General features: G+C 55.8%; 14 protein-coding genes. 6 read left to right on the top strand and 8 right to left on the bottom strand.

Annotated elements, in window-relative coordinates; all coding sequences use genetic code 11:
- Positions 1-17 precede the first annotated feature (17 nt).
- Positions 18-1,094, top strand: coding sequence for a type I restriction endonuclease (locus AM329_RS19095; RefSeq protein WP_023323870.1), 1,077 nt, complete (start codon positions 18-20; stop codon positions 1,092-1,094).
- A 3-nt stretch (positions 1,095-1,097) separates the two neighbouring features.
- Here the strand turns inward: AM329_RS19095 and AM329_RS19090 are convergent, their stop codons facing one another.
- The 3 genes from AM329_RS19090 to aldB all read right to left on the bottom strand — a co-directional run bounded on the left by AM329_RS19090 (position 1,098) and on the right by aldB (position 3,493).
- Complete coding sequence (locus AM329_RS19090; RefSeq protein ID WP_023315016.1) at positions 1,098-1,505, bottom strand: type II toxin-antitoxin system HicB family antitoxin; 408 nt, start codon at positions 1,503-1,505, stop codon at positions 1,098-1,100.
- Positions 1,506-1,519: 14 nt separating this feature from the next.
- Positions 1,520-1,705 carry a type II toxin-antitoxin system HicA family toxin gene (locus AM329_RS19085; RefSeq protein WP_057979982.1) on the bottom strand — a complete coding sequence of 62 codons (186 nt, stop codon included), beginning with the start codon at positions 1,703-1,705 and terminating at the stop codon, positions 1,520-1,522.
- 249 nt (positions 1,706-1,954) lie between these two features.
- Positions 1,955-3,493: an aldehyde dehydrogenase AldB gene (gene aldB, locus AM329_RS19080; protein ID WP_006808612.1), complete on the bottom strand. Its 1,539-nt coding sequence runs from the start codon at positions 3,491-3,493 to the stop codon at positions 1,955-1,957.
- Positions 3,494-3,659: 166 nt separating this feature from the next.
- Between aldB and AM329_RS19075 the strand changes: the two genes are divergently transcribed.
- Positions 3,660-4,544 (top strand): ROK family protein, encoded by an 885-nt coding sequence (locus AM329_RS19075; protein WP_003860164.1) that lies wholly within the window; start codon positions 3,660-3,662, stop codon positions 4,542-4,544.
- 3 nt (positions 4,545-4,547) lie between these two features.
- On the opposite strand, the gene selB is transcribed toward AM329_RS19075, so the two are convergent.
- The 3 genes from selB to AM329_RS19060 all read right to left on the bottom strand — a co-directional run bounded on the left by selB (position 4,548) and on the right by AM329_RS19060 (position 8,480).
- A complete protein-coding gene (gene selB / locus AM329_RS19070; RefSeq protein ID WP_023323871.1) occupies positions 4,548-6,386 on the bottom strand; it encodes a selenocysteine-specific translation elongation factor in 1,839 nt (612 codons plus the stop codon).
- A complete protein-coding gene (gene selA, locus AM329_RS19065; protein WP_022652040.1) occupies positions 6,383-7,768 on the bottom strand; it encodes an L-seryl-tRNA(Sec) selenium transferase in 1,386 nt (461 codons plus the stop codon). The genes selB and selA overlap by 4 nt, the downstream gene beginning before the upstream one ends.
- 103 nt (positions 7,769-7,871) lie before the next feature.
- Entirely contained in the window at positions 7,872-8,480 is a 609-nt protein-coding gene (locus tag AM329_RS19060) for a glutathione S-transferase (protein WP_015572763.1), read from the bottom strand.
- 436 nt (positions 8,481-8,916) lie between these two features.
- Between AM329_RS19060 and AM329_RS19055 the strand changes: the two genes are divergently transcribed.
- The 4 genes from AM329_RS19055 (at position 8,917) to AM329_RS19040 (ending at position 13,081) form a co-directional block, all read left to right on the top strand.
- Positions 8,917-10,824 (top strand): PTS mannitol transporter subunit IICBA, encoded by a 1,908-nt coding sequence (locus tag AM329_RS19055; protein ID WP_023315019.1) that lies wholly within the window; start codon positions 8,917-8,919, stop codon positions 10,822-10,824.
- A 100-nt stretch (positions 10,825-10,924) separates the two neighbouring features.
- A complete protein-coding gene (mtlD, locus tag AM329_RS19050) occupies positions 10,925-12,073 on the top strand; it encodes a mannitol-1-phosphate 5-dehydrogenase (protein ID WP_017382581.1) in 1,149 nt (382 codons plus the stop codon).
- Positions 12,070-12,660, top strand: a complete 591-nt coding sequence (mtlR, locus tag AM329_RS19045) for a mannitol operon repressor MtlR (protein ID WP_023315021.1) — start codon at positions 12,070-12,072, stop codon at positions 12,658-12,660. Before mtlD ends, mtlR begins: the two co-directional genes overlap by 4 nt.
- Positions 12,661-12,718: 58 nt before the next feature.
- The gene (locus AM329_RS19040; protein WP_022652042.1) at positions 12,719-13,081 is read left to right on the top strand and encodes a YibL family ribosome-associated protein; all 363 of its coding nucleotides are present in this window, start codon (positions 12,719-12,721) and stop codon (positions 13,079-13,081) included.
- A gap of 32 nt (positions 13,082-13,113) precedes the next feature.
- Here the strand turns inward: AM329_RS19040 and AM329_RS19035 are convergent, their stop codons facing one another.
- Together AM329_RS19035 and AM329_RS19030 are read right to left on the bottom strand one after the other, a co-directional pair.
- Positions 13,114-14,208 (bottom strand): fimbrial protein, encoded by a 1,095-nt coding sequence (locus tag AM329_RS19035; protein ID WP_032608569.1) that lies wholly within the window; start codon positions 14,206-14,208, stop codon positions 13,114-13,116.
- Positions 14,209-14,217: 9 nt separating this feature from the next.
- On the bottom strand, positions 14,218-16,698 hold the full coding sequence (locus tag AM329_RS19030; protein ID WP_032608568.1) for a fimbria/pilus outer membrane usher protein: 2,481 nt from the start codon (positions 16,696-16,698) through the stop codon (positions 14,218-14,220).
- Between the last annotated feature and the right edge of the window lie 2 nt (positions 16,699-16,700).

The following is a 16,700-nucleotide window of genomic DNA, read 5'->3' as shown; positions in this document are numbered from 1 at the left end:
TGAAATAAGGATATCCCATGGAATTTACAGAAAGACTGAATGCATTATCTACTAAAATTAGACAGCAAATTGAAGTAATTAATACTGAAGAAGCAACCAAAACGGCATTTGTTATGCCTTTTATTCATAATGTCTTAGGGTACGATGTGTTTGACCCGTCAGAGGTTACACCTGAATTTGTATGTGATATTGGCACAAAAAAAGGTGAAAAAATTGACTATGCGATAATGAAAAACAATGACGTGCAAATTCTCATCGAATGTAAAAAAATTGGTGAGCCTTTAAATATAAATCATGCATCACAACTTTTTAGATACTTTCATGTTACAAACGCAAGGATATCAATCTTAACGAACGGACAAATATACAGATTTTATACCGATCTCGACGCACCTAATAAAATGGATGAAAAACCTTTTTTAGAGGTCGACCTGCTTGATATTGATGAAAACGTTATACCTGAATTAAAAAAACTCACCAAATCTTCTTTTGATCTTGAATCCATCATAAACGCTGCTGGAGAGTTAAAGTACGTTAGCCAAATCAAGAGAATATTGCATACACAACTTAACAATCCAGAAGACGATTTCGTTAAGTTTTTTGCTTCGCGAGTTTATGACGGTATGCTGACCCAAAAAGTCAGAGAGTCTTTTCAAAATCTCACCAGAAAGGCAGCAAGCCAGTACATAAACGATCAAGTTAATGAGAGGCTTAAGTCTGCCATCACAGGTATCACTCCGGCTACTGTCGAAACTCAAACAGAAACACAGCAAAGTGAGGATGATGAACAAAAGGATGAAAGTGAAATCATAACGACTCTGGAAGAATTGGAAGGTTTTCACATTGTTAAAGCAATCACCCGAGCCGTTCTTGAGGCGCCTCGCATTACCCATAGAGACACAAAGAGCTATTGCGGCATTCTTGTAGACGACAATAACCGCAAGCCTCTTTGCCGACTGCATTTTAATCGAACACAAAAATACATCGGGCTTTTTGATCTGGAAAAAAACGAAACACGGCACCCAATTGCTACAGTTGATGATATTTATTCCTTTGCTGATATCCTGAAAGCAACTGCTGCTCTTTACAACTAATCATCACCGGGGCAGTACACGCCGTGCTGCCTCTGCAAGAAAAGCACTTCGGTTAGTAAATTGTGGATGCTCGCTGACAAAGGAATCAATCTTCACCAGCAAACGGCGAGGTATCGTAATATTGATGCGCTCTACTCTGCCTTCAAACTGTTTCATATTGATATCCACCAGCAACCATTGTCCGCCAATGAAATCCTCCGGATGACTTGCCAGATGCGCTTCAACCATACCCGGAAGTGGCAACATTTCATCCATTTCAAACAACGCTTCAAAATGGGCAGTTAATGCATCACGTGCATCCTGAAAAGCATCATCCAGTGAATCCCCCGCAAAAAAACACCCCGGAACGTCAGGAAAGAAACCACTGGCGCTACCGTCGGAATCAGAATGAATGTAAGCCGGATAAAACATAACTACTCCTGATATCAGTGTTTAATTCCCGCCTGTCGCCAGATTTGTGCGAGAGTGCCTGGTTTAATGTCCTTTTTAGGATGTGGGACGGTAACCAACCCTTTTTGCACTGGATGGCGAAACTGATGATGGCTTCCCTTCGTTCTTACACATTTCCAGCCATGGCTAACCAGAACAGTAATGATATCCGCACTTTTCACATCCCAATCCTTCCCTGATTATACACATGATACACACCATCGCTACTGGGTTGAATGAGACTACCGCATTAAAAACGGCAGCGCAGCCAGACTTTAGCGAAACAGGAAGAGGCATCGAGAAAAGAAGAGGGAAGATTGTCATGTTGCAAATAAAAATGCGGCCACTATCGTAGGCCGGGTAAGGCGAAGCCGCCACCCGGCTTTAACCCGGCTCAGGCCACGCCACCCGGGACGGCCTGAGCCCGGAGATTAAAACAACCCCAGCGGTTTATCAGAGTAGCTGACCAACAGACATTTTGTTTGCTGGTAGTGCTCCAGCATCATCTTATGGGTTTCACGCCCGATGCCCGACTGCTTGTAGCCGCCAAACGCCGCATGAGCCGGATAGGCGTGATAGCAGTTTGTCCATACGCGTCCGGCCTGAATGCCCCGGCCCATTTTATAGGCCAGATTACCGTTACGGCTCCAGACGCCCGCCCCCAGGCCATACTGCGTGTCGTTGGCGAGCTCCAGCGCCTCGTCCATGGTTTTAAACGTGGTGACGGCCAGCACCGGTCCAAAAATTTCCTCCTGGAAAACGCGCATGTTGTTCTTACCGAACAGGATAGTCGGCTCAAGGTAGTAGCCCTCCTGCAAATCGCCGCCCAGCACCTTACGACGACCGCCGGTCAACACATCGGCCCCCTCTTTTTTACCGATATCAATATAGTTGAGGATGGTTTCCAGCTGGCCATGCGATACCTGCGCCCCCATCTGGGTAACGTTATCCAACGGATTACCGCTGCGAATCGACTCCACGCGCCGGATCGCCCGCTCCATAAAGCGCTCATAAATGGATTCCTGCACCAGCGCGCGGCTCGGACAGGTGCAGACTTCGCCCTGGTTAAACGCGAACAGCGCAAACCCTTCCAGCGCTTTGTCGAAGAAGGCGTCCTCTTCGTCCATCACGTCGGCAAAGAAGATGTTCGGCGATTTGCCGCCCAGCTCGAGCGTGACCGGAATGATGTTCTGGGTCGCGTACTGCATGATCTGCTGGCCCACTTCCGTTGAGCCGGTGAACGCCACTTTGGCGATACGTTTTGAGGTAGCCAGATATTCGCCGATCTCTCCCCCGGCCCCGTTGACCACGTTAATGACCCCCGGCGGCAACAGGTCGCCAATCACCTCCATCAGCAGCAGTACCGAAAGCGGCGTTAAGCGAGCGGGTTTCAGCACAACGCAGTTACCCGCCGCCAGCGCGGGCGCCATTTTCCAGCTCGCCATCAGCAGCGGGAAGTTCCACGGAATAATTTGCCCCACCACGCCGAGCGGCTCGTGGAAGTGATACGCCACGGTATCTTTGTCAACTTCACTTATTCCCCCCTCCTGGGCACGAATGCAGGACGCAAAATAGCGGAAATGGTCAATCGCCAGCGGCACGTCCGCCGCCATGGTTTCCCGGATCGGCTTGCCGTTGTCCCACGTTTCTGCGGTCGCCAGCAGCTCCAGATTCTGCTCCATCCGATCGGCGATTTTGAACAAAATGGCCGCTCTGTCCTGAACGGACGTTTGTCCCCACTTATCTTTCGCCTTATGCGCCGCATCCAGCGCTAAATCTATATCCCGCTTGCCCGAACTGGCAATTTCACACAGCGGCTGGCCGGTAACGGGCGTCAGGTTGGAATAGTATTCACCGTCGACGGGCGCCACCCAGTCGCCGCCGATAAAGTTGTCATAGCGGGGCTTCAGCTTAAGGGGAAAACCATACTCGCCTGGCTGGATACGCGATGAGGGAGGATTGTTTGTCATGACCGTCTCCTTGCAGTAGGTGTACAACAAGGGTAGTTCCGGCTGGTGGTTTTCTCGCCAGTCGGTAACGGGTTTACGAGCCGTATCACGGATTACCGTACTTTACGTTTCGTTTCTGCCGCCAGAGCCATACTTAATAGCTCAGGGGCTCATGAGGAACGATGCAATGCAGCTATTTATCGGCTTTGACGTGGGCGGAACCCACATCAAACACGGCGTGATTAACGAAAACGGCGAAGAACTGACATCCGATGAATATGATACGCCTGACGATGAAAGCACCTTCAAACAGAAGTGGAAAGCGGTGGTGGATAAGTACCGCCAGGAGCATGAGATCGTCGGCATCGGCGTGAGTTTTCCGGGCCACATCAATCACCATACCGGCGAAGCGGCCAAGGCCGGGGCGCTGGATTACCTTGACGGTGAAAACCTGTGCGAGCTTTTCGCACAGCTGACCGATCTCCCCGTAACAACCGAAAATGACGCCAACTGCGCGGCGCTGGGCGAACGCTGGCAGGGCGCCGGCAAGGACTATGAGCATTTTGTCTGCATCACCATCGGCACCGGCATCGGCGGCGGTATCGTCATGGAGGGCGATCTCTACCGTGGGTCGCACTACCGGGCGGGTGAGTTTGGCGTGCTGCCCGTTGGCAACAACGGCGAGCCGATGCACGAAGTGGCGTCAGCCAGCGGCCTGATGAAAGCCTGCCGCCGCGCGCTGGCCGTGTCGGAAGATGAGATGCCTGACGGTGAGGAGCTGTTTAAACGCATGGACAGCGACGTGCATCTGCGTGAGGCCATAGAAGAGTGGGCGCATTTCCTCTCGCGCGGCATCTACAGCGTGATCTCCATGTTTGATCCGCAGGCGGTGCTGATTGGCGGCGGCATTAGCGAGCAGGAGAAAATCTATCTCCTGCTGGATAAATACCTACAGCGATTCGAGGAGTGGGAGGCGCTCCGGGTGCCCATCCTTCCCTGCGAGCTGGGTAACCAGGCGGGAAGGCTGGGCGCGGTCTGGCTGGCTAAGCAGAAGCAGGCGCGCAGCGCTTAACGCTTACGGAAATAACTGCGCGTCGCGTAGCACATGGTCATTGCCACGACGACGCGTAAACCCGATGCGGTTGAAATACTCCAGGATCTGAATCGCCAGTTTGCGTCCCACATTCAGCCGATCGCGGAAGTCTGCGGCGCAGGTTGATCCGCGCGCCTGATCCAGCTCCCGGATCAGGTTCGCAAACGCTACGATCCGATCGTTGCGGTAATAACGATCTTTCACGATCGCCACAATCATCCCCTGCTGTGCCGCATGGCGCAGTACCTGACGCATCAGCTGCTCATCGGTATTGGTTTCACGCGCCAGATCGCGCACCCACCACGGTTCATCGCCAAACAGCGCCGCCACTTTTTGCCAGACCGCGTCCTGCTCAGCGGTAAAACCGGCCTTGTGTTCCGGCAGGTGTAGCCAGCCGTGATGACTTGCAATAACGCCGCTTTCACGCATGTTTTCAATCAGCAACAGCACCAGCGCGTCGTCTTCCATGGGCAACGCCATGCGCCGCAGACGTTCACGGCCCGGGCCGGGCTCATCCTGATGCTGTTCATGGTAGGTCGCCAGCGTGCTCAGCACTTTGCGCTGCCAGCGCGCCGCCACCGGCGCGTTCAGCAGGCTGTTCCCGGCCTGAATAAAACCTGGCTCCTGCGTCAGAAGACGCAATCCTTCGCCGCTGAGCTGGCGCGCCCAGGCGAACGCCGCCAGATCCACCGCGCCACGCTCAAGGTGGATATCTAACGCAGACTTATCATCGCGGGTCTGGGCCAGCGCGGCCAGCCACTGTAAATACTCGGGCTTACGTTTGCCGCGACGGGGCGGATCCAGCATGACCACGCGCGCGCCCGCCAGCGTTTCCCGCGCCGAAATATCGCGCAGAACCAGGCGGTCGTTATTCGCCAGCCAGAGCGGGGAGTCGAACACCAGTTCGGCGAGATCGTTTTCCAGCAGCGACACGCGTCCGGTGATGTGGCTGGCCGCGTGGTGGATATGCAGCGGCTGCCACTGGGTCAGCGGCGTATGGGTCTGGAGAGAAACGATAATCCGTTCAGAGGGCTCCGGCGGCGCGTCGGCCAGCAGCCAGTCGCCGCGGTTAAGCTGGTCTTTTTCGGCATCACCGGCAATATTCAGCGCGATACGCTGCCCGGCGTGGGCCTGTTCCACCGGCTGGTTTTGCGCATGAAGCCCGCGCACGCGCATCGGTTTGTTCACGCCCGTCAGCCACAGGGTATCGCCCACGTTCACTTCCCCGCTCAGCGCGGTACCGGTCACCACCAGCCCAGCCCCTTTCACGGTAAACGCCCTGTCGATCGCCAGACGGAAGCGGTGATGGCTGGCCTGTTCACGAGACGGGATCTGCTGCAAATGGTTGCGAAGAGCATCGATACCGCGGCCTTCTGTCGCTACGGTGACAAACAGTGCGACATCCTTAAAACCGTATTCACTCAGCGCCGCCAGCACCTCTTGACGCACCTCGTCGATACGCGCCTCCTCCACACGGTCCGCTTTGGTGAGGGCGACGGTCAACTGCGGGTTTCCCGTCAGCTGGAGGATCGCCAGATGCTCGCGCGTTTGCGCCATCACCCCGTCATCGCACGCGACCACCAGCAGGGCGTGATCGATCCCGCCCACGCCCGCGAGCATATTGGAAAGAAACTTCTCGTGGCCGGGCACGTCGATAAAGCCCAGCACGCGACCGTCGGGCTGCGGCCAGTAGGCGTAACCCAGGTCAATGGTCATGCCGCGCTTTTTCTCTTCCGGCAGGCGATCGGCATTCACGCCCGTAATGGCCTGCAATAACGTGGTTTTGCCGTGGTCAACGTGACCGGCGGTGGCAATAATCATTTCAACATCATCTCCAGAAACCGCACTTCATCTTCCAGACAGCGTAAATCCAGCCACATGCGCCCGTCACCGATCCGGCCAATCACCGGCGTCGGTAATGCGCGCCAGCGCGCCGACAGCGCCTCAAGCTGGCTTCCGCGTCCGTCGCGCGGGGTGAACGTCAGCGCTTCGCTCGGTAACCTGTCCACCGGCAGCGAGCCGCTGCCAATTTGCGACAGGCAAGGCTCGATACGAACTTCAAACTCAGGGTAATGAGGAGCAACCTGCGGCAGTAGCGCTTCCGCCTGCGCGCGAACAGAGGCCGCATCACGGCTCAGCAAACGCAACGTGGGCAGGCGGTCAGCCAGTTTCTCCGGGTGGAGATAGAGCCGCAGCGTGGCTTCCAGCGCGGCCAGCGTCATTTTATCGGCACGCAGGGCGCGCTTCAGCGGATGCTGCTGTAGCTGCGCAATCAGTTCGCGCCTGCCGACGATAATACCCGCCTGCGGCCCGCCCAGCAGTTTATCGCCAGAGAAACTAACCAGGCTTACGCCCGCGGCAACCATTTCCTGCACCATTGGCTCTTTTGGCAGACCATACTGGCGCATATCCACCAGCGACCCACTGCCAAGATCGGCAATCACCGGCACGTTTAGCTCGCGCCCGATGGCGGCCAGTTCAGCCTCTTCCACCGTTTTGGTGAAACCCTCAATGTGGTAATTGCTGGTATGCACTTTCATCAGCAGGGCGGTGTTTTCATTCACCGCCGCGCGATAATCTTTTGCATGGGTACGGTTGGTTGTGCCCACTTCATGCAGCGTGCAGCCCGCCTGGCGCATGACATCCGGAATACGAAACGCACCGCCGATCTCCACCAGCTCGCCGCGAGAGACGACAACCTCTTTTCCGCTCGCGGTGGCCGCCAGCATTAATAGCACCGCCGCCGCGTTGTTATTCACAATGCAGGCATCTTCCGCGCCGGTGATCTGGCAGAGAAGATCCGCCAGCGCGCGATCGCGATGTCCGCGCCCGGCGCCGTCCAGATCGTACTCCAGCGTCACCGGCGAGCGCATGGCCCGGGTGACGGCCTCTATTGCCTCTTCTGCCTGCTGTGCCCGGCCCAGATTGGTGTGCAGAACCGTGCCTGTCAGGTTAATAACCGGGCGCAACGCGCTTTGCGCGTGCTTGCTCAACCTCCTTTCAACTTCCTGCGCCCATGCCTCGCACCAGCCGGGTAGCGCGTTCTCAGCCTGAATATGGCGACGCGCATCGTCCTGAAGCTGGCGTAGCATGTCGACCGTTGCAGTATGGCCAAACTGCTCCAGCACCGCAGTGATGCGCGGGTCACGAAGCAGACGATCGGTAGCGGGGATCTGGCTGTAGAGGGAATGATGAGTAGTCATGAATGCGCCTGGCGAGTAAATATCTTCCCCCCTCCCGACGGGAGAGGGAGTTAACATGTGGGGGGATTGTACCGCCTCCCGCCAGGAAGTGTTATAACCCGCATCAAGCCTTTGGCGGTTCAGTCCGGGCGAAACTTTCGCGCTGGAAGAGCGTCTCCGCCAGTTTGACCAGCAGCGGACGATCTACGCACCAGCCCGGCGAGACGCGGCGGAAATTGAGGTAGCCGATGGCGCAGGCGATGGCGATCGTCGCCAGATTCAGGCTATCGCTCTGAATTTTCCCGTCGCGGATCAGCTGTTCGCACATATCCAGGCTGCGGCTGATTTTTTCGCGCTGGCGCAGCAGCTCATTTTCTGACTGCTGGGCGGCGGGCCTTGCCTGCTCGCGTACGGACGTTAATGCCGCATCCATAATGCCATCCGCCAGGGCTTCAATTTGCTTCATCGCCAGCGCTGCTTTTGGATCCGCCGGCAGCATGGCCGGCGCAACGCCAAGCAGCTCGATGTACTCCGCAATGATCGGGGAATCAAACCAGTAGTCGCCCTCGTCCGTTACCAGCGCCGGGACTTTCCCCAGCGGGTTGTACTGCGCAACGCCGTTCTCAGCGTTGTAGGGTTGTTCATTTACGAATTCAAATTCAATCCCTTTCTCCAGCAGGAGAATCGAAATCTTACGCACGAAAGGACTTGTATAACTGCCGATGAGTTTCATTGCTTATCCTTAATGCCCACAAAGAGGTCAGTATGGATCAAGCCGTGGTAAAAGACAGGTGTGCGTATCGCATTCCTGTCGTGAGGGGATACGGGAGAAATCTGCATAAAAATATTTTGTGAATCAAATCACAATCTGAAAACAAACAGCCAACTTAACATTGTGATATTAATCACAAAAACCCGCCCATTTTGGCGTAATTCTGAACGATGTATTTTTTTTACACACTCATTATGTGATCGCGATCACTTCATTAATGTCCTCACCCCCTACATTCATGTGATTCAGATCACACAAAATTTCGCTGTCTGGACAGTTGAACGATTCAGTGCCAGATTTCACAGCATCAGAACAGGGCCCGGCTACCTCTGCCGCCGCACATTAACGATAAACCTCGGGCCACAAGCCTAAGCGTAAACATAAGAAGGGGTGTTTTATGTCATCCGATTTCAAGATCAAAGTGCAAAGCTTTGGTCGTTTCCTCAGCAACATGGTGATGCCAAATATCGGCGCGTTTATCGCGTGGGGTATTATCACCGCATTATTTATTCCGACAGGGTGGTTGCCTAACGAAACGCTGGCGAAACTTGTTGGCCCAATGATTACGTACCTGCTGCCGCTGCTCATCGGTTATACCGGTGGTCGTCTGGTGGGCGGTGACCGTGGTGGCGTCGTGGGTGCCATCACAACCATGGGGGTGATCGTCGGTGCGGATATGCCGATGTTCCTCGGTGCGATGATTGCCGGTCCTCTGGGCGGCTGGGCGATTAAGAAATTTGACGTCTGGGTTGATGGCAAGATCAAATCCGGCTTCGAAATGCTGGTGAACAACTTCTCCGCGGGCATCATCGGGATGATCCTCGCGATTCTGGCGTTCCTCGGCATTGGCCCGGCGGTTGAAGTGCTCTCCAAGCTGCTGGCTGCGGGCGTTAACTTCATGGTGGCGCATGACATGCTGCCGCTGGCGTCAATCTTCGTTGAACCGGCGAAAATCCTGTTCCTGAACAACGCCATCAACCATGGTATCTTCTCACCGCTGGGGATTCAGCAGTCACACGATCTCGGCAAGTCCATCTTCTTCCTGATTGAAGCGAACCCGGGTCCGGGTATGGGCGTTCTGCTGGCATACATGTTCTTTGGTCGCGGCAGCGCGAAACAGTCTGCTGGCGGCGCGGCGATCATTCACTTCCTGGGCGGTATTCACGAAATTTACTTCCCGTATGTACTGATGAACCCACGCCTGATCCTGGCCGTTATCCTCGGCGGTATGACCGGCGTGTTCACCCTGAGCGTACTGGGCGGCGGTCTGGTCTCTCCGGCTTCTCCAGGCTCTATCCTGGCGGTGCTGGCGATGACCCCGAAAGGCGCCTACTTCGCGAACATCGCGGCGATCTGTGCGGCCATGGCGGTCTCCTTCGTGGCCTCCGCTATCCTGCTGAAAACCAGCAAGGTGAAAGAAGACGACGATATCGAAGCGGCAACCCGTCGTATGCATGACATGAAAGCCGAATCCAAAGGCGCAACGCCGCTGGCGGCAGGCGATGTCTCTAACGACCTGAGCCACGTTCGTAAAATCATCGTTGCCTGCGATGCCGGTATGGGCTCCAGCGCAATGGGTGCGGGCGTGCTGCGTAAGAAAGTGCAGGATGCGGGTCTGACCAACATCTCCGTCACCAACAGCGCGATTAACAGCCTGCCGCCGGACGTTGACCTGGTGATCACGCACCGCGATCTGACCGAACGCGCTATGCGTCAGGTACCGCAGGCGCAGCACATTTCCCTGACCAACTTCCTCGACAGCGGCCTGTACACGAGCCTGACCGAACGTCTGGTGGCGGCGCAGCGCCATGAAGATAACGAAGTGAAAGTACGTACCAGCCTGCAAGACAGCTTCGACGAGAGCAACGCGCATCTGTTCAAACTGGGCGCAGAAAACATCTTCCTTGGCCGCACGGCGACCAATAAAGAAGAGGCCATTCGCTTCGCCGGTGAGCAGCTGGTGAAAGGTGGCTACGTTCAGCCGGAATACGTTGAGGCGATGCTGGAGCGTGAAAAGCTGACCCCAACCTACCTGGGTGAATCCATCGCGGTTCCACACGGTACGGTGGAAGCCAAAGACCGCGTGCTGAAAACCGGCGTGGTGTTCTGTCAGTATCCTGATGGCGTGCGCTTCGGTGAAGAAGAGGACGACATCGCCCGTCTGGTGATTGGTATCGCCGCTCGCAACAACGAGCATATCCAGGTGATTACCAGCCTGACCAACGCGCTGGATGACGAAACGGTTATTGAGCGTCTGGCCAACACCACCAGCGTTGAAGAAGTTCTGGCCCTGCTTAACAAATAACGGTACTCCTCCCTCTCCCCCCGGGGAGAGGGCTAGGGTGAGGGGAAAACGTTCCTCACCCCAGCCCTCTCGGGTAAAAACATTGATGAAGGTTAACACTATGAAAGCATTACATTTTGGCGCAGGTAATATTGGTCGTGGCTTTATCGGTAAACTGCTGGCAGACGCGGGCATTACCCTGACATTCGCCGATGTGAATCAGGTGGTTCTGGATGCCCTGAATGCCCGTCATAGCTATCAGGTTCACGTGGTGGGTGAAAACGAACAGGTTGAAACGGTCTCTGGCGTCAACGCGGTAAGCAGCATTGGCGACGATGTTATCGATCTTATTGCCAGCGTTGATCTGGTCACCACAGCCGTGGGTCCGGTGGTGCTTGAGCGTATCGCCCCGGCGGTCGCGAAAGGCCTGGCGAAGCGTAAAGCACAGGGCGTTGAAACGCCGCTGAACATCATCGCCTGTGAAAACATGGTGCGCGGCACCACGCAGCTGAAAGGCCACGTTCTTGCGGCCGTCGCCGACGAAGATAAAGCCTGGGTTGAAGCGCACGTAGGTTTTGTTGATTCCGCCGTGGATCGCATCGTTCCGCCGTCAGCATCCGCCACCAACGACCCGCTGGAAGTGACCGTGGAAACCTTCAGCGAGTGGATCGTTGATAAAACCCAGTTTAAGGGCGCGCTGCCGACCATTCCGGGAATGGAATTAACCGATAACCTGATGGCATTTGTCGAACGTAAACTCTTCACGCTGAACACCGGGCATGCTATAACCGCGTACCTCGGAAAATTGGCCGGTCATCAGACCATTCGTGACGCGATCCTCGATGAGAACATCCGTGCGGTGGTCAAAGGGGCAATGGAAGAGAGCGGCGCGGTGCTGATCAAACGCTACGGTTTTGATGCTGATAAACACGCAGCATACATCCAGAAAATCCTCGGTCGTTTTGAAAACCCGTATCTGAAAGATGACGTTGAGCGCGTGGGTCGTCAGCCGCTGCGTAAACTGAGCGCGGGCGATCGCCTGATTAAACCGCTGCTGGGCACGCTGGAATACGGCCTGCCGCACGCTAACCTGGTGAAGGGAATCGCTGCCGCAATGCACTACCGCAGCGAGCAGGACCCGCAGGCAATTGAGCTGGCTCAGCTGATTGATGACAAAGGCGCGCAAGCTGCGCTGGCGCAGATCTCCGGTCTGGATGCCAACAGTGACGTAGTTGCGGAGGCGGTCAGCGCATACAACGCAACCAAATGATGCAGAGTCCGGCGCAGGTGAGCCTGCGCCCGAATAACAGATTGTCAGATATGCAGGCAATAATGGAACAAACCCAGGCCTTTGAAAATCGTGTGCTTGAGCGTCTGAATGCTGGCAAAACCGTACGAAGTTTCCTGATTACCGCTGTCGAGCTGTTAACCGAGGCGGTAAACATTCTGGTGCTTCAGGTGTTTCGCAAAGACGACTACGCGGTAAAGTATGCTGTAGAACCGTTACTGGACGGAGACGGACCGCTGGGCGATTTATCGGTACGGCTGAAGCTGATTTACGGTCTCGGCGTGCTGAACCGTCAGGAGTATGAAGACGCCGAGCTGTTAATGGCGCTGCGCGAAGAGCTCAATCATGACGGCAATGAGTACACCTTTACCGATGATGAGATACTGGGGCCCTTCGGCGAACTGCACTGCGTATCCGCGCTCCCTCCCGCACCTCAGTTTGATAACAGCGACCCAGAGCTGTATGCGATGCAAAAGCTGCGTTATCAACAGGTTGTCCGCTCCACCATGGTGCTTTCCCTGACTGAGCTGATTTCTAAAATCAGCTTAAAAAAAGCGTTTCAGAAGTAAGCCCGCACACATTGGTGTATCCTTCCCTGTAAATTCCCCGTTTTCAGAGTTATTTGTCATGAAAGAAGTCGAAAAGAACGAAATTAAACGCCTGAGCGACCGTCTGGATATGATCCGCCATCAGATGGCCGGCCTCTCCCTTGTTGATTCCGCCGAGAAATATGCCGAGCTGGAAAAAGAGTCCGTGAAGCTGGAGGCGGAAATTGAACGCCTGCGCGAAGTGAAAGGCCAGAAGCTGAGTAAAGAAGCGCAGAAGCTGATGAACATGCCGCATCGCCGCGCGATCACCAAAAAAGAGCAGGCCGACATGGGCAAGCTGAAGAAAAGCGTCCGTGGCCTGGTGGTGGTGCACCCGATGACTGAGCTTGGTCGCGAAATGGGCCTGAAAGAGATGACGGGTTTTTGTAAGACCGCGTTCTGATCGTCCTCCCCTGCCGCTGCGGCAGGGGAAACTCAGTTGTAAATCAGGTTAAACGTGGCCATCGCATCCGCTTTTCCCGCCGTCACGTTCGCTTCCGTCTGAATGTAATGCGCATCAAACCAGAAGGTTTGCGTCTGGTTATCCCCTACTTGCCCAAGCGCTGACACCTGCGGGGTGTTCCACGGTACCACCTGCCCCTGAACCGAACCGGTATTGTCACCGTAAAGCAGTTCGATCCCGACACCGCTGGCGCTATCCTCCTGCTTCGTCAACGCCAGCGCCCGATCGTTGCCCGGCGTGGTATCGCCAAAGAAACCCATCTTCACCGCCGTGTTATTTTCGCAAGTCACCGGAATGCTGAAGCGTCCGCCCCCGGCGCGGGAGCCGATGCCGTGAAATTCACGCTGGCTCACGCTCCCCATGGGAACAAGAATGCTGCGAGAGCCCACTGAACAGCTGGTACGCCTGACGGTGAAGCTGGCGAGATGAATCTGTACTGGTGTCGCCACGTTGGTGGCGCTGGCTTGATTTTCTCCCGCCTGCAATATCAGCGATCCGACATTTTGCTCCTGGGAGTTGGCGTTATCGTCAGGCATGGGGCTGGTCGTCGGGATTTTGTAAAACACCACCCAGAACTGCAATTTATACGTTGGGGCGCTGGCAAAGGCAGGATTCTGTGAGGCATCGCAGATACGCCGGGACTCTTTGCCATTCACCTGACTTGTGCCGTCAATATAGCGTACCGCATCGGCGCCGCAGTACTGCTGTTCCCGGAACCCCAGCGCGTAGCCGATGCCGTCGATCTGAGTTTTATAGACGTGACGTGACGCGCCGTCTTCCCCCACCACGGTGCCGACGGGGTTATCCATGTCGACAAAGCCGATACTACGCCAGGCGTCATTCCCGCCATCACAGCTGTAGAAATCCGCCCCGGTAGACTGTATCGGCGCAGATATCGGCGTCCAGTCAGACGTGCCGGGCGCATACCCAATGGCATAAGGCACCTGAACGACCCACTGATCGCGCGTGGTGCGGCAGGTTGAAGTCTGGGCATGGGCATGAAAACTCAGCATGCCAAAAAGCGAAAGCAGACTGAGATAGAAAAACCAGTGAATAAAACGACGCATGATATTCCTCTAGTGGCACTCAAGAGACAGCGTAGCGATGCCGGGGGCCATATGAGCTTTCCCCAGTCTGAAAGGTGTCTGGCATTGCTGCTGCTCCCCGTTTTCATACCAGGTGACGCGCAGGGTGCCGCGCTCGGGTACTCCGCTCAGGTAGGCCTGACCGCCGTCAGCGACCATGCTTCGGTTTGCAGAATGGCGGTTCTGCTCCACCACTTCAGCCTGCGCGCCAAACGGCAACGGTTCACCGTGGTAGCGCAGGGAAAACAGAACGCGATAACCAATGTGGGTTTTGTAATTGGCCAGCACCACCGCGCCGCTGGTGGGAATGAGCGTCAGACCGCTCTGCTCAACGTCGACGTTCTCACCCAGCGTCGCCGTATCAAGGCTGACGGTATTTTTGCGATACGCCGAGAGCGTTGGCATGACCGCATAGCCGCGGCTGTCGGTATGGATCCCGTTGTAACCCTCCGGCTCAACGTTCGCCGCACCGGGCACGCGCAGCAGGGCGACGGTATCGCCCAGCGGCTCGCTAAGCGTGACGCCATACTGCGTGGCGATAACGCCTCCGGCGAGTCCGAGGCTCGCGTTGCTACCGCTTCGGCTGTGGTCATAACCGAGGCTGACGTTGCCGTAGCCACCGTTGTATTGCAGCGCCAGGCTGGTACTGTCGGCTTGTCCCTCGCTGGCCTTACTCTGCTGAACGCTGTAATTAAGGTTGCGATTCGCCAGCGCGCTGCCGTTGAGAGACATCTGCTGCGTGGTCATTCCACGATTGTTGTGGTTGATGAAGTAACTGACCGAGCTGTCCGGTAACCAGTGGCCAAGCGGAACATTGACGTTAAACGACACGGTGCGATCGGGATGCTGCTCACGCGCTGAGTCGGTGTAGTCATATCCCGCGCCCCAGGAAATGCCCCGCCAGCTGGTGTACCAGCCAATGTGGATGGTTTTATCCTGCCCGGACGTATGCCAGTAATCCTGCATCCATGCCGAGACGCTGAGGCTGCCGAACTGACCCAGCGTCTGTGAAAAGGTGACCTGCGAGCGGCTACGGCGATTATTGAGTTGCAGCTGTTGGCTGTCAGACTGATTCAGTTCACTAAATTCATAGTAATTGCGCGAGGCATAGCGATAACTCGCCAGGTTGAAGGCGGTGCCGGTAGCGCTGAAATCTTTCTGATACTGAATGCGCCACGCCTGCCCTATCGCGTTTTTGCCGTCGGGTAAATGGCTTTTTGCCAGCGTATCGTCAATGCCCAGCGAGCCAAATGCGCCAAACCCTCTGCCTATGCCAATTGCACCGGCCTGGTAGTTGCTCGCCGTACGAAAGCCGCCATACACCGTCATCCTGGAGAGCAGACCGTAGAAAAAAGCGCCTTCAACAAACTCAGGCGAACGCGCATCGCCGGAACCGGAGTGAAATCGTCCTGCATTGAGACTGTATTTCAGGCTGCCCTGGCGTCGCATAAACGGCACCGCAGAATAGGGTTGGGTAAAGACGCGCGTTGAGCCGTCACTTTCCGTGACCGTAACCTGTAGATCGCCGCTTTGTGCGCCGGGGAACAGATCGTTAATGATAAATGGCCCGGCGGCCACCCAGGTTTCATAGATCACATAGCCATTTTGCGAAACGGAGACTTTAGCGAAGCTGTGTGCAACGCCGCGGATGGTTGGTGCGAAGCCGCGCTGGCTGTCGGGTAACATGCTCTCGCTGGACGAGAGCTGAACCCCGCGAAACGCCACGCTATCGAAGACGTCGCCTGCGGTCCAGGCATCGCCGATCCGTAGCTGGCTGTTAAGACGGCGAATATCCCGGCTCAGCCAGCTACTTTGCGACTGAAAATGGTTGCCGCCCGCGTCGCTGTGGCTCCAGGCCGAAGTGTTGCGCAACCGCCACGCCCCCAGATTGATGCCGTTACGCAGGCTCAGATAGCTGGATGTCGTGACCCCGCTCTGATGACGGGCCTGACCGCCCGACAGACTGTAATCAGTAAATGCCGCCGGGATACCATCGTCCCACTGCGACTGCGGCACGTAGCCACGGCTGCGGTGTTTCATCGCCGCCTGCGGCAGGTTGAGAAAAAGGCGCTGTTGGTTGAAATCATAGGAGGTTCGCGCTGCCGGAATAAAATCCTCGAGGTGCGTGAACGTTTCTCCCTCCTGCAACCGGGAGAATGCAGGAATGGCCCCTACATTTACTCCAAGCGCTTCCAGCAGCGATACGCTAAAAACGGGTTGCAGGCTGCCTTTCTCATTGACGAAGGTGATCTCCTGATGCCGCTCCTCGCGTCCGTTAATCTCCAGCGTCACGAGCCAGGTGCCTGGCATCTGCCCGCCCTTTTCAGAGAAATAGTGCAGATCCGCCGTTTTCTGTTCAGTAGAGGAAAGCTCCAGCGCGGCGGGATCAAAGTAATCCTCGGCCATCCCCGCACGGCTGAAGCTAAGCAGCAACACTGAAAGCGGCGCGTAACGAAACAGGCGAAAAGGCATGA

The sequence above is a fragment of the Enterobacter cloacae complex sp. AR_0002 genome (genome assembly GCF_001922365.1).
GTDB lineage: Bacteria > Pseudomonadota > Gammaproteobacteria > Enterobacterales > Enterobacteriaceae > Enterobacter > Enterobacter hormaechei_C.
This window is presented reverse-complemented; position numbering and strand designations above follow the sequence as displayed.